General features: G+C 72.1%; 11 protein-coding genes. 3 read left to right on the forward strand and 8 right to left on the reverse strand.

All coding sequences use genetic code 11. From position 1 onward, the window contains the following. Nucleotides 1-123: 123 nt before the first annotated feature. Together ABZ707_RS30970 and ABZ707_RS30975 are read left to right on the forward strand one after the other, a co-directional pair. Complete coding sequence (locus ABZ707_RS30970; protein WP_360181356.1) at nt 124-630, forward strand: Rrf2 family transcriptional regulator; 507 nt, start codon at nt 124-126, stop codon at nt 628-630. Nucleotides 631-748: 118 nt separating this feature from the next. Then, the gene (locus ABZ707_RS30975) at nt 749-1,585 is read left to right on the forward strand and encodes a LysR family transcriptional regulator (protein WP_360181359.1); all 837 of its coding nucleotides are present in this window, start codon (nt 749-751) and stop codon (nt 1,583-1,585) included. Nucleotides 1,586-1,662: 77 nt separating this feature from the next. Here the strand turns inward: ABZ707_RS30975 and ABZ707_RS30980 are convergent, their stop codons facing one another. The 8 genes from ABZ707_RS30980 to ABZ707_RS31015 form a co-directional block, all read right to left on the reverse strand. Further along, the gene (locus tag ABZ707_RS30980) at nt 1,663-2,457 is read right to left on the reverse strand and encodes an SDR family oxidoreductase (RefSeq protein ID WP_360181362.1); all 795 of its coding nucleotides are present in this window, start codon (nt 2,455-2,457) and stop codon (nt 1,663-1,665) included. Nucleotides 2,458-2,692: 235 nt separating this feature from the next. Then, a complete protein-coding gene (locus tag ABZ707_RS30985; RefSeq protein ID WP_360181365.1) occupies nt 2,693-3,337 on the reverse strand; it encodes a DUF642 domain-containing protein in 645 nt (214 codons plus the stop codon). 369 nt (nt 3,338-3,706) lie between these two features. Continuing rightward, nucleotides 3,707-4,402: an alpha/beta hydrolase gene (locus tag ABZ707_RS30990; protein ID WP_360181368.1), complete on the reverse strand. Its 696-nt coding sequence runs from the start codon at nt 4,400-4,402 to the stop codon at nt 3,707-3,709. Nucleotides 4,403-4,517: 115 nt separating this feature from the next. Next, on the reverse strand, nt 4,518-5,405 hold the full coding sequence (locus ABZ707_RS30995) for a serine peptidase (RefSeq protein ID WP_360181371.1): 888 nt from the start codon (nt 5,403-5,405) through the stop codon (nt 4,518-4,520). Continuing rightward, a complete protein-coding gene (locus ABZ707_RS31000) occupies nt 5,402-9,742 on the reverse strand; it encodes a hypothetical protein (protein ID WP_360181374.1) in 4,341 nt (1,446 codons plus the stop codon). The genes ABZ707_RS30995 and ABZ707_RS31000 overlap by 4 nt, the downstream gene beginning before the upstream one ends. Before the next feature lie 210 nt (nt 9,743-9,952). Next, complete coding sequence (locus ABZ707_RS31005) at nt 9,953-10,909, reverse strand: SDR family NAD(P)-dependent oxidoreductase (protein WP_360181377.1); 957 nt, start codon at nt 10,907-10,909, stop codon at nt 9,953-9,955. A gap of 67 nt (nt 10,910-10,976) precedes the next feature. Next, nucleotides 10,977-11,561, reverse strand: coding sequence for a TetR/AcrR family transcriptional regulator (locus ABZ707_RS31010; protein ID WP_360181380.1), 585 nt, complete (start codon nt 11,559-11,561; stop codon nt 10,977-10,979). 250 nt (nt 11,562-11,811) lie between these two features. Then, entirely contained in the window at nt 11,812-12,177 is a 366-nt protein-coding gene (locus ABZ707_RS31015) for a nuclear transport factor 2 family protein (RefSeq protein ID WP_360181383.1), read from the reverse strand. A 98-nt stretch (nt 12,178-12,275) separates the two neighbouring features. Here ABZ707_RS31015 and ABZ707_RS31020 point away from each other — a divergent pair, with 98 nt between their 5' ends. After that, the gene (locus tag ABZ707_RS31020; RefSeq protein ID WP_360181386.1) at nt 12,276-13,190 is read left to right on the forward strand and encodes a LysR family transcriptional regulator; all 915 of its coding nucleotides are present in this window, start codon (nt 12,276-12,278) and stop codon (nt 13,188-13,190) included. The last annotated feature ends 131 nt before the right edge of the window (nt 13,191-13,321 follow it).

A 13,321-nucleotide genomic window follows, 5' to 3' on the forward strand; every position in this document is an offset into this window, starting at 1 on the left:
CACGGGCATGCCACCGGGCACACCGGGGTCCGCTGAGGACGGCGCCCTCAACTCGGATATTTCTTGTCCGTGATAATAGTCGGATAGTCTTTGTCCGAGTTGGCTGGAGGGGCGGGTAAGGACATGAAGTTGTCAGGAGGGGTCGAGTGGGCCCTGCACTGCTGCGTGGTGCTGACCACGGCCACGGACCCGGTGCCCGCCGCCCGGCTGGCGGAGCTGCACGATGTCTCCGCCAGCTATCTGGCCAAGCAGTTGCAGGCGCTCTCCCGTACGGGCCTGGTGACCTCGGTCCAGGGCAAGGCGGGCGGATACGTCCTGACCAGGGCACCCGAGCTCATCAGCGTCCTCGATGTCGTCGTGGCTGTTGACGGTGGCCGGCCCGCCTTCGTGTGCACCGAGATCCGCCGGCGGGGCCCGCTGGCGACACCCCGGGAGTCCTGCACCCGGCCGTGCGCGATTTCCCGCGCGATGGCCGACGCCGACGCCGCCTGGCGCGGGGCCCTGCGGGCGATATCCGTCGCGGACCTCGCCCGGAGTGTCGACGAGGACAACGGCACCGGCGCGCTCGCGGGCATCCGCACCTGGCTGACGGGACAGAGCGACGGCGATGCCGCCGTTCCCGCCGGCTGATCACCATCGCGGCCGGCGGCGGGGCGAGGGCCGGTAATTCGCGGCATGCGGCGAACTGCCACCGCCCGTGCGGCGACGCACCGGCCGGTCCCTCGGCAGCCGACAGTACGCTCGGACCATGGCAGGTCTGGAGACACGTGAGATGGAGTGCTTCGTCGCCGTGGCGGAGACTCTGCACTTCGGCGCCGCAGCCGAGCGGCTGGGCATCGGGCAGCCCGCGCTGTCCCGGCTCGTCGCCCGGCTGGAACGGCGCCTCGACGTCGTGCTGTTCGACCGGACGACACGGCGGGTGACGTTGACACCGGCCGGAGAGAGCCTTCTCGCCGAGTGCCGCAGGATCCTTACCGACATCGAGGGCGCGATGCGCCGGGTCCAGCGCTCCGCACGGCCGGCCACGCTGACACTGGCGGTACGGCCGGGAACCGGTCAGGGCGTCCTGGCGGACATCCTCACCGCCTATCGCGACGAGCCCGGCAGCGCGCCCGTGGAGGTTGTGTTCACCCACTTCCAGGAGCCCTCGCTCCGCGACGGCACCGCGGATGTCGCGCTGACCTGCCAGACCGCTCCGCTCCCCGACGACCTCGGCCGGATCGAGGTCGGAGCGGAGAGCCCAGTGGCTCTGGTGCCGGGCAACCACCCCCTGGCCTCCCGGTCGAGTGTGACGACGGCGGATCTGCTGGCGTTCGACGACTTCACCGAAACGGTCCCGCTCGACACGACGGAGTCGATCGTCGACCGGGTGGCCCTCGGACATCTGCTGGTGATCACCGGTGCGAGCGTGCGCCGGCGCCTCACAACGTCCGTGACGGCCGTGCCCGTGATCGACTCGCCCTGGGCCCATCTGCATCTGGCCTGGCTTCCCGGGACGTCGAACCCCGCCCGCGACCTGTTTCTCGGCACCGCCGAACGGATTCTGTTCGCCGCACCGGCGACCGCCTCCGGCGGCCAATCCTGACTCTCCGCGGTCCGCAAGCCGCGATCCGCGAGCGACAACCGCCCTCACACGCCCGGCGTGAGCGCACGACGGAGCGTTCAGACCGCCACGGCAGGATTCGGCGCCGTGGTCACCCAGCCGCCATCCACGGCCAGGGTCTGCCCGGTGATGTAGGAACTCCTCGGGGAACTGAGGAACAACACAGCCTCGGCGATGTCCTCGGGTTCGCCGACCCGGCCCAGCGGTACGCCTTCCAAGTAGCGGCGCGCGACGGCCTCGTGTCCGGTGATCCACGAGCCGAGGCCGGTGCGGGTGGCGCCCGGGCTCACCGTATTCACCCTGACCCCGCCGTGTCCCCACTCGGCCGCCAGCGACCTGGTGGCAGCCTCGGCCCCCGCCCGGAGCGCGCTGTAGACGCTGACGCCGGACATCCCCACCTGCCCCAGTCCCGAGGAGACGTTCACAATGCTGCCGCCGTCGCGAGCCGCCATCCGTTCGGCGGCCAGGCCGCTGAGGAGAAGCGGAGTTCGCAGGTGGAGCGCCCAGCTCAGGTCGGTGTCCGCCACGGCCAGCCGGTTGGCGGGACCGGCCGCGCCGCCCCCGCCCGCGTTGTTCACCAGGATGTCAATCCCTCCTGCGGCTTCCTCGGCCCGGTCCACGATGACGTGGTGTGCGTCCGGCCTCGTCAGATCGACGGCGATGACCACGGGGTCGTTCGGAAGTCCGGCCGCGACCTCTTCCAGGGTGGCGGCCGACCGTCCCACCAGCAGCACCCGGGCGCCGGCCCTCGCCAGCGCGCGAGCTGTCGCCGCACCGATACCGCGGCTCGCGCCGGTGACGACGGCGTTGCGGCCGGCCAGTTCTGGCGTACTGGACGTGGAGTTCGCAGACATGAGTTTCCCTTCGGCGTTCGGCGAAGCGGAGAACGGGCAACCGCTTCCACGCCAGTCTCGAACCGTGTCGTACGGCGAACAATGCCGTCTTCGGCATCGACTCATTCCGCGGCGGCATGGACGTCCCCTTCTGGCGAGTCCGCCCCTGCCGAAGTCCCCGACGCCCTCCGGTCCCGTTGTGGGCCCTCATGCGGCCGGCGCCGGCGTCAGGTCGGCGCCGGCCCTGCGCCCCCGCTCAGCGCTTCGTCTTGTGCGGGCAGATCACCAGCAAGCAGCTACGGACCCGCACGTCGTCGATGACGGCACCGGCCGCACCCGGGCTCGTACCCGCGAAGGTCAGTGTGACGGAGCTGCCGAGCAGGGTGGTGAAGACCGCCGTCTGCCGGACATAGCCCATGTCGCGCCGGGAGCGGTTCGTGATGTCGAAGCTGAAGTTCTGCACGGTCGCCCCATTGACCTGGAGCGCCCCGGTCTTCAGGGCCGGACCGTAGTCGGGGTTGCCGGCCAGTTGATACGTCACGACGTACGAGGTCAGCGGAAGTGTGGGGATGGTCTGCGACACACTGCCGGGACCGACGCCGCTGAGGTCGAGGGACTGGGATCCGTCGGCCGCGTCCCACTGGCGGTCGGAATTGAGGTTGACACTGTCGCCGCCCACCGTCCACGGACCGATGCTCTCTCCGGCGACGGGCTCGGTGAAGGTGACCGGATAGGGCACCACCGGTGTCTCGAAGCTGCCGTCGGACAGGTCCCCGGCGGCCGTGGGAAGGGCCGGAGGCCCTGAAGCGGCCGTGGCCGCCGCGTGTACGGGGCCCGCGGCGGCGGTGAGAAACAACGCGCCTGCGGACAGGGCGGTGACACAGAGGCGTACTGATGGCATGAGGTGAACCTTTCGTCTCGCACAACGCCGAGCGGCGGGCCCTCGGCCCAGGCCCCGCTCGGAGTGTGCCGACCCTGCCGTGCCACGCCAAGAGCCCCGGTGCGCGGCCGGAGCGGGGACAACGGGGCCGGGCGCGCCATCCGGACCCGGCGGGCGCGCGCCATTGTCCGCCTGCGCCCCGGAGGACGGCACAACTGATCAGGTCCTCGGCGCCGAGCCGCCTCGGTCATGGCCGCGATGTCGGAGAAGGGAGTGCGCCGGTGCTTTCCACATGTCCTCGCGCTCCAACCGGGCCGGTGCCGGACCGCCGAGTGGCGCCTGACGGTCGTCCGGCGGCACTCGGCGCGTTCGTCGTGGCCTACAGGTCCGTCATATCCAGCCGTCGAGCGACGCCATGAAGCCGTCGAAGTCGTCCCGGTGGATGGTGTGGCCCGCGCCCTTGACCGTACGGATCTCGAACCCCCGGCGGTCCAGCTCCGCCGCGTCCGCCGCGGAGATCATCACGCTGGGATCGGCGAGCTGCACGAGCGAGGGAACGACCGGGCGTTCGGGCAGCAGATCCGCCCCGTACGCCGAGGCGATGCCGTACGCGGTCTGCTCGTCCCAGGCGTCGAGCGCCGCCACCTCGTTCGCCACGTCCTCACTCGCCCAGCGCGGGTTCAGCGCGACGATCTCCGCCGCGGACAGCGACTTGCCCCGGGCGAGGACCTCCGGCCCGAAACCGCTTCCCGGACCGGGCAGATGCCACGCCGGGTCGGAGTAGACCGCGCGGCGCGGGGCCAGCCGCTCCACGGCGAGCGAGAGGGCCAGGGCCCCGAGGGAGTGGCCGATCGCCACCTCGGCGGCGACGGGCAGTGTCTCCACCAGATCGTCGGCGAAGAGCTGCGCGCCGTAAGGACCGCGGTCCGCCGCCCCGTGCCCGCGCAGGTCCACCGCGATCACCCGCAGTCCACGCGCCGCGAGTGCGGGTCCGACCTTTCGCCAGCTCCGGTGGTCCGTCATGATGCCGTGCACCAGGAGGGCGACCCGGTCGCCCTCACCCCATGTACGGGTTGGAAGCCGCACCACATCCCCTTTCACACGGATACGAGAGATACCTCTGGATCACCGGAGCCATCCTGCCCCGATCACCCGCCGTCGAGGGGCCGTTCGCCGGATCCCGCCGTGAACGCGGGGGCGCTCAGCCTCGGGGGAGGTCCAGCACGGCCTCGCGTACCCGGGGCGCCCGCAGATAGTTGCGTACCCGGTGGAAGTCGAATGCGTGGATGACGGTGTGTTCGTCGACGGCCACCCCGTCGAATCGGTGCCCGACTCCGCGCGGTGGGACCGCGACAATGTCACCCGGGTCGGCGAGATTCACCCACCGCCGGACACCGGGGGGCCGTTTTCCGCGCGCGCCGAGCGGTGCCGGATCCAGCCGGGGGAAGACCGCGTGCGGCAGTGCCAACGGCGAGCCCACTGTCACCAGCAGCTCCACCGGTGTCTCCGGATACGCCCACAACGCCTCGTACGCGACCACGGAGCCCAGGGAGTGAGCGACCACCACTTCGGGCCGGTGCGCCGCGATCGCCGCGGCCACCTCGCCCCGCACGGCGCCCCGGACCGGCCCGCCCTCCTCCCGCAGATAGGTTGCCACCTCCCGGAAGAAGGTGGCCACGAACCACTCCACCCCGGCCCGGCCGGGGAAACGCGTGCGCGCGAGCCACGACACCGCCTGCCGCAGCGGCCATGTGCCCGGCCCCGCCGGAACACCGCCCCGTGGCAGCAGCTCGGCGAGCCAGTCACGCACCATGCGTTGTTCCAGGGCGTCCAGCCCGTCCAGACCGGTCGGCCCGCCCTGGTGAGGGGTCGGCGGGCGCAGCAGATGCGCGTAGTAGGCGACCGCGAGGTTGTGATCGCGCCTGTCGTCCGGGCCTCCGTCACGTGTCCGGTCACCGTGCGTGCCCGCCGGTTCCGGTGTGTCTCCCAGAGCGTTTCGCCAGGCGGCGGCGAGATTGTCCGACGCCTGCTGTGCGGTCTCCCCCGGCCGGTAGTTGCCCACTCCGTGTACGCCCAGTATCCGTGTCACCGCGCCCCAACTCCCCGCTCCAGCACGACCAGTTCCTGCCCGGTGCCCGCCACCAGCGCACCGTCGGCAGTGATCACAACGGCGCCGACCGGCTCCGGCATCGCGTGGACGACAGCGTGCCCGCGCCGCAGATCCCAGATCCGTACCGTCCTGTCCACCCCGCCGGAGGCCGCCACCGGGCGTCCGTCCAGCAGTCCACAGGCGATCGCCGTCACCGCTCCGTCGTGCCTGCCCAACGGGGGCCCCACCGGGCGGCGCGCCACCAGATCCCAGCCACGGACGGTCCCCTCACCGTCCCCGGCAACGGCGACCGGCACCCCGTCACACCACACGCAGCCCACCGCCGTGACCTCGCGGTCCCCCTCCCCCGCCGCGACCCGCAGTGGATCGCCCCACTGTTTCCGCGCCGCCAGGTCCCACACCCGCAACGTACCGTCCCGCGCCACACTGACCGCGGCGGGACGGTCCTCGATCACTGTGCAGGCAACAGCCGTGATCCTCCTGGTGTGTCCCCGCATCGGTGCACCGCACGGAGCCTGGTCCGTCAGATCCCAGGTCCGCACGGCCCGGCCGCTTCCCACCACGGCGACAGGCCGGCCGCCGACCACCGCGCAGGCCGCCGAGATCATGCTGTCGGCGTCACCGCGCAGCGGGCGGCCGAGCGGCAGGCCGGTGGTCAGGTCCCACATCTGGATCCTGCCCCCATGACTTCCCGTCACCCCGACAGGATCACCACCGACCACGGCACAGACGACAGCACTGGCGCTGATGTGCTCCGACAGCGGGACGCCGCGCGGTCGGTCCGCCGCCATGTCCCACACCCGCGCTCCGTCGTATCCGGCCGACACAACGACCGTGCGTCCGGCCGTACGGGCCGAGGCCAGGGAGGTCACCTCCCGCGCGTGCCCCGTCCCCGCTCCGGACACCAGTGGGCTCCGCTCCAGGTCCCACACCCGCACCGTGCCCTCACCGCCGGCCTGGACCGCCACCGCACGCCCGTCGAGCCGGGTGCAGGCGATGGACGTCACGGCGTCGACGTGGGCGGTCATCGGTGCTCCGAGCGGCCTGCCCGCCGTCAGGTCCCATGCCTCGACGGAGCCGTCGAAGCTGGTGGTGACGGCGAGCGTGCCGCCATCGGGCCGGGCGCAGGCCACCGCGTTGACTCCGCCCGCCCGGCCCGTCAGCGGGGAGCCCACGGGACCGCCATCGGCCAAGTCCCAGATCCGCAGGGCCCCTTCGCCGCTGGCGACGGCGACCGGACGCCCGGCCCGCTCCCCGCAGGCCAACGCGTTCACACCGCCGGCGCTGCCGGCCAGCGGGCTGCCGCGCAGCCTCCCGCCGTCCGTCACGGAGTCCTCCAGTTCCCACCGCCACAGCGCGCCGTCACCACCGGCGACGGCCATGGGCCGCCCCTCCACCTCGGTACAGGCCACCGTGCGGAATGTGTCGCCGTCCGGGGCGGTCGCCACCGCGCACCGCCGCCCGGCGTCCAGGTCCCAGACCTCCACCACCCCCCGGACTCGCGCGGCGTCCCTGCCCGCGGTGACGGCGACACTCCGCCCCGCGATCCGGGCGCACGCGAGGGACCGCATACGGCCGGCGCTGCCGGTCAGCGGCTTTCCCAGCGGCAGCCCCGAAGCCAGGTCCCACACCAGCAGCGTTTCGCTGTCGGCGCTGACCGCTACGGGCCGTCCGTCGCGCAGCCGCGTGCACGCCACCGCGAGGACCCTGCCGGTGTGGCCGGGCAGCGGACCGTGTGTACGGCGACCGGTCGCCAGGTCCCACACCGACACCGTCCCGTCCGAGCCGCCGGTGACCACCAGGGGCCGGGTCTCGTCCTGTGTGCAGGCCAGCGCGTCCACGGGCCCGGCGCGGAACGAGTTGCGCAGGGCGGGGCTGACCTGCGTTCCCGTGGCCCAGCGAGGGCGCCAACGCGCGGGCTCCAGCGGTTCGGTGAGTGCGGCGAGCAGCGCGGGAACGCGGAAGCGCGCGGCGTCCACGGCGAGCAGTTGCCGCCGGGCCTCGGTGTCGGTGTGCCGGTGGCTGCCGACCGAGGCACGGTAGACGTCGGCCGCCGCTCTGGCGTGCGGGGTGCCGGCGAGGGCGCAGGCCGCCAGTACGGCGTCCGTGGCACCGTGCACCAGCAGTTCCGGGTCCGTGAGCAGTTCGTCGGCCCGCCCGGCGGCCGCGGCGTGTTCGATGGCGTGCCGGTACAGATAGGGCGGCGCGGCCTGCCATGTGCCGGCCGCGTACACACCTCCGCGCGGTGCGCGGTACGGGGCGGTCAGACGGTCGAGGACGGTGCCCTCGTCCAGCGGTGCGGCCTGCCGCAGGTGGTCCGCCAGTCCCTGGTGGAAAAGCCGGTGGAGTGTGGTGCCGTCCTGCTCCGGCTCGGTCCGCAGATAGGGGCGGAGGTCCGCGTGGAGCAGGGTCCGCACCGCGCCGGGGTCGGCACCTGCCACGGCGGCGACGAGTTCGGCCGGCATGCCCTGACCCTTCGCGTGCGCGAGCACGGTCAGCAGTGTGCGGTGCAGCGCGCCGTCCGGCCGGGCCCGCAGGTCCAGTTCCAGTACCTCGGGCAGGGTGGCCGGGACACGGCTGCCCAGTGTCTCGGCCTCCGCCACGGTGACCGCCGGGCTCACCACGGCGAGGTGGCGGACAAACAGGGAGGCCACCAGGAACGCGCCCCAGGGCCGCGACACGTCCGCCGGCCGGGTGAGCCGGGCGGCGACGGCCTCGGCCAGCCGGCCGCGTACGACGCGGCGCCGAGCGGACCGGTATCCGGGCAGGTCGGAGAGCACGCCTGCGAGGTGGGCCGACAGGTCCGCGCGGAGTTCGGCCTGGCTCACGGTGTCCAGGTCGATCACATGCCCCTCGGCGGCGGCGCGTTGCCGCAGCGGTGCGAAGTCCTGCCAGGGCCGCATCCCCACCAGCAGGCGGCAGGCGGGCCGTCCGCCGGCCCTGCGGGCGTCGGCGAGGGGCAGCAGCAGCCGGGTGGTGAGGCCGGCCGGGTCCAGGGCTTCGTCGACCGCGTCCACAATGATGGACGGCGGTTCGTCCAGCGCGGCCACGGCGGCGACCAGGTCCTCCGGTCCCGGCACCTCGCCCGGGGACCCGGGCGGCACAAGACGCAACTGCCGCGCGAGGGAGGCGGTGATCTCGGGCAGGGCGCGCTGGCGCGCGTGCAGGGCGACCAGCCCGGGGCGGTACGAGGGGCAGCCTGCCGGGTCCTGTCCCTGAAGGCGGGCGCGCACGTGCGGTGCGGCAGCCGCCGCTTGCGGGTGCGCCGCGCACACCAGCGCGCCCAGCAGTGCGGACTTGCCCGCGCCGGGGCTGCCGGTCACCACGCAGAGCGCGCCGTCGCCGCCGTCGAGCCAGCCGACCAGGTGGCGGAGTTGGCCGCGCCGCCCGGTGAAGTGTGAGCCCGCCCGGTCCGCGAAGTGTGCGACGTCCGGTGACTCGGGGCCGCTCGGGTCCGGTGTGTGCGACGGCTGGTCCGTGGTGGGCGGCAGCGGCAGCGGCCCGGGCAGGTCGTCCACAAAGCCGCGCAGCGTACGGTCCAGGGTCTGCCGGGCGCGCAGTGCCGGGTCGTCGAGGTAGCGGGGGTTGGGGAAGAAAGGGAGTTCCGGCTCCGGCAGCGCGGGGTCGAGCGGCGTGGAGCAGACCGTCTGCGACAGCCGGCCGGCCGCTTCGGTGTCCGGCCCCGAGACACGCAGCCCGATGGCGCGCGCCACCACGGAGAAGGCGACGTGGCGCTGGGAGGGGTGGGTGTCCAGCCCGGTGCGGGCCACTTCGGCCAGTACCTCGGTCACGGCCTCGCTGAACCGGCCGTCGTAGGCGTACTCGTCCCGGCCCGCCGCCGCGATCACCCAGGCGGCGGTGTCCCGGCCGGCCTTCTCCTGGAGGAAGGGCAGGCGCGCGGCCCGGCCCGCGTGGCACAGGTCCAGCAGGAACAGCGTGGGGCTGCGGAGCTTCTCCACCGTCGACAGCCACTCGCTGACATTGGTGCCGTTGCCCACCCGGGTGCAGGAGGGCACGACGTCCAGCCGGTCCCGGTCGCCCTGCGGGTCGATGTCGCCGTGGGAGAGGACATGGACGATCCCGCAGCCCTCGTCCACGGCGTGTCCGAAGGCGTCGCGCAGCGCCGCGGCGTCGGGGTCCAGCACGCGCGTCACCTCGTACCCGAGGTCGCCGAGAGCGCCGGCGACGCCGGGCAGAACGTCATAGACGAAGTCCAGGGGCGGCCAGAGCGCCGCTCCCGTCGGGGGCTCCTCACCCGCGGCCACCGGGGACGCGAAACGCCCCGCTCCCACCAGCAATGCCTTCCGCCGCTCCATGAGCGCACCCCGTTCACCCGCGTGGCGCTCCAGCATTGTCCCCGACCACCGGATGAGCAAATTCCGTACAGCCGCGCCGTGTTGCGCTCGGCGCGCCAGCCAGCGCGACGGCCTGACGGGGAACACTCGCGGGCAGGCCGTCGGGCAGGGGCCGACTCCCGCTGGGATCACGGGCACGGTCGCCGCCCGGCCCGGCCGGTCCCGGGGAGGTCAGCGCTGGAGGAGGCGGACCGTCTCGTCCCAGAGGCGATCGGCGTCGTTCGCGTCGAGGGCGTAAGGGGCCACACCGCTCAGGCCGGTCCCCGGTTCGGTGACTACGGCCTCGGCGCAGTCCTCGAAGTAGTGTCCGCTCACCCCGCGCACATGCGGAGAGGCGGCCAGCAGGACGGAAGTGGCTGCGCCCTGCTGCGGGGTCTTCCAGCCGGGCGGGACGTCCAGACGGCGGCCCTGCTCGTCCACCGCGCCGACGAACCGCAGTTGTGCCTCATCGAGGTGGCGCTGGAGATTGGTCATGATGCCGCCGGGGTGGAGCGCGTTGGCGGTGATGTCGTCGGCGGCCCACTTCTTGGCCAGGGCCACGGTGAACAGGATGGCCGCTGTCTTCGACTGACCGTACGCGGACCAGGCTTCGTACGGCCGCGACGCGAAGTGGATGTCGTCGAACACAACGGGGGACATCAGGTGGGCGGAGGAACTGACCACGACGACCCTGGCCCCCCGCGCGGCGACGAGCGCCTCATGCAGACCCAGGGTCAGGGCGGCATGACCGAGGTGGTTGGTGGCGAACTGCGTCTCCCAGCCCTCCGGGGTGGTGGTGAGTTCGGGCAGGGCCATGACCCCGGCGTTGTTGACGAGGATGTGAAGGGGACCCGTCCAGCCGGCGGTGAAGGCGTCGACGGTGGCACGGTCCGCCAGGTCGAGGAGGGCGACGCGCACGTCGTCGCGCCCCGTGGTGGCACGGATCTCGGCTGCGGCTCGCTCACCGGCGTCGGTGTTACGGACGGCCAGGGTCACCTCAGCGCCGCCCGAGGCCAGCGCGCGGGCGGTCTCCAGGCCGATCCCGGACGCGCCGCCGGTGACAAGGGCGCGCTTGCCGGTGAGGTCGACTCCGTCGATCACTTCCGCGGCGGTCGACTGGGCGTGGAAGGGGGTGGTGATACGGGACATGGCAGAACGCTCCGTGGATCGGTGTGTGGGAAAGCGGAACAGGCCCCGAAGATCCGGACGGCCGTGGTCAGTCCGCAGTACGGCAGAGCAGCCGCACGGCGCGGCTGATCCGGTCGCGGAACTCCGCGCGGTCGGCCGCCGTCTGCTTATAGGTCAACGCGGCCGAGAAGAGGACGTCCATGACGTCGTCCGCGGCGAGTTCCTCGTTGAGCAGGCCGGGCGGCGCGAGCGCGTCGATCTGCGCGCTGATGGTCGTCCTGGCCCGTTCCTGGTAGTCGTGGAACATCGAACCGAGCTGTGGCCCGCTGTTCTCCAGCAGCTCACCGAGATCTCTGGACACCTGGCTCTCGACGTACTGGCCCATCAGGGCGTCCAGTGCGGCGACGATCCGTTCCTCGAAGCTCAGCGCCGCGTCGGCGAAGCGTGCCTCCATGGCCTGCTGGGCCCGTTCCATGACGCCTTGCATCGTGGCCCGGTAGAGCTGCTCCTTGTTCGAGAACCGCAGATACAACGCCGGCCGGGAGATGCCCGCCGCCTTGGCGACCGCCTCCATCGACGTCTTCTGGAAGCCGTATCGCCCGAACTGCCCGAGGGCGGCCGCGAGTACGGCAGCGCGCTTGGGGTCGTCGTAGTCCATCTCCGAACTGGTCACACTGACACATTAGACAGTCGTCGGCAGTTTGTCTAATGTGTCAGCGTGAGGTGCCACTGGCGGGCGTCGGCGCGGGACTCGCGGGTGTGAACGGTGCCTGCCACACCGCCCCATCCGGGTGGGAAAAGCTGATGTCACGGCTGTTGCGCTTCGGCTCGGCGCCTCGGAGCCGAAGCACAACGGCCTCTCTCCGGCGGCAGTGTGCGCCGAAGCACGACATCACTCACCGCCTGCCGGTTTCCTTGATGATTCAGCGGGCCGGCGGGGTGAACTCGGGCTGGTCGAGCACGCGCAGCCAGCTCCCGTCCGGCTGCCGCCGGACCACTTGGGCCCGAGCACCGGCTCCGTCCCTCGGCGGAGTCGAGGTCAGGGCGATGTCGCCGCTGATCAGCGTCGGGAGGGGGTGTTCCAGCTCGAAGTGCGCTCCACCGGCCAGCACTTTCCGCCACAGCGCGCGGATCGCCTCCCGTCCCTTTGTCTGCCCGCCGGGCGGGTAGGCCATCGTCGCGTTCTCTTCGTAGAGTGCGGCGACTCCGTCCGCGTCACCGGCGTTTGACCGTTCGACGAACAAGCGGGTGATGTCCTCGGGGCGCATGGCCTTTTCGTACTCCGGCACAGGTTCCTCCTGGTGTCCGATCTTCCGTGTGTTCAGCTTCGTCAGCCGCCGACCAGAAGTCCAACAGATGCTTCTTCTGCCGACTAGAATCCACAGTCATGGATCTACGACAGTTGGAGTACTTCGTCGCGGTCGCGGAAGAGGAGAACTTCACCCGGGCGGCCGAGCGGGTGAGCATCAGCCAGTCCGGCGTCAGCGCCCAGATTCTCAAGCTGGAACGGGAGGTCGGAGCCGAGCTGTTCGACCGATCCGCCCGCAGTGTCACCCTCACCGTTGCCGGAAAGGCGGCCCTCGAACACGCCCGCGCCGCGCTCGCCGCCGCCCAGGCGGTCGGCCAGGCGGTCGGTGAGGTGAGAGGCCTGATCCGAGGTCGGCTGACCGTCGGGATGGTCATCGGCTGCACTCTTGCGCCCCTGTTCGACGCACTCGCCGCGTTCCACAGCGCACATCCCGGCGTGGAGATCTCCCTGCTGGAGGACCGCTCTGACCGGCTTGTCGAGGAGGTGCGTGCCGGCTCCGTGGACCTGGCCCTCATCGGTACCGCGACTGCCGCGCCCGAGGGTCTGGGCGCCCTGACGATCGTCAGCGACCGGCTTGTTGTCGCTGTCCCGGCCGGACATCTACTGGCCGAGACACGGCGGATCACCCTGCGGGACGTGGTCGACCATCCAATCGTGTCCATGCCATCCGGCACCGGCCTGCGCACGGCGCTCGACGAGGCGTGCGCGGCACAGGGCCTCCGTCCTGTGATCGCGCTGCAAGCGAGCGCCGCAGATGCCATCGCAGACCTGGCGGCCCGCGGCCTCGCCATCGCCGTCCTCAGCGAATCGATGGCCGTGCCGTACCGCGACCGGCTCATCGCCCGCACGATCGACGACCTCGAAACACCCGCCCTGCTCGCCATGGTCTGGAGAAACACTCACAGCCCCGCAGTGCGTGCCTTTCTGCTGCGGAGCCGACGTGCCTTCGCCGGGCAAGCTCCTGGAGAACCGGACGTCGCACAGACACCGTGACGGCGCGTCTCGCTTGCCGCGCCAGACGGTCATGGCATCGGGGAGATGGGCGCCCACCTCGGCGGCCTTCTGCTGTTGATCGTGTGCGTTGGCTTTGCCGCGTGACGTGGAGAGGGGCCGGCCCAAAAGGG

The sequence above is a fragment of the Streptomyces sp. NPDC006923 genome, assembly GCF_040635655.1.
Lineage (GTDB): Bacteria > Actinomycetota > Actinomycetes > Streptomycetales > Streptomycetaceae > Streptomyces.

Excerpts from the sequence above, each read along its gene's own strand:
- ABZ707_RS31005 (WP_360181377.1), bottom strand. The coding sequence starts at position 10,909 with ATGTCCCGTATCACCACCCCCTTCCACGCCCAGTCGACCGCCGCGGAA.
- ABZ707_RS31000 (WP_360181374.1), bottom strand. The coding sequence starts at position 9,742 with ATGGAGCGGCGGAAGGCATTGCTGGTGGGAGCGGGGCGTTTCGCGTCC.
- ABZ707_RS31020 (WP_360181386.1), top strand. The coding sequence starts at position 12,276 with ATGGATCTACGACAGTTGGAGTACTTCGTCGCGGTCGCGGAAGAGGAG.
- ABZ707_RS30985 (WP_360181365.1), bottom strand. The coding sequence starts at position 3,337 with ATGCCATCAGTACGCCTCTGTGTCACCGCCCTGTCCGCAGGCGCGTTG.
- ABZ707_RS30970 (WP_360181356.1), top strand. The coding sequence starts at position 124 with ATGAAGTTGTCAGGAGGGGTCGAGTGGGCCCTGCACTGCTGCGTGGTG.
- ABZ707_RS30975 (WP_360181359.1), top strand. The coding sequence starts at position 749 with ATGGCAGGTCTGGAGACACGTGAGATGGAGTGCTTCGTCGCCGTGGCG.
- ABZ707_RS30980 (WP_360181362.1), bottom strand. The coding sequence starts at position 2,457 with ATGTCTGCGAACTCCACGTCCAGTACGCCAGAACTGGCCGGCCGCAAC.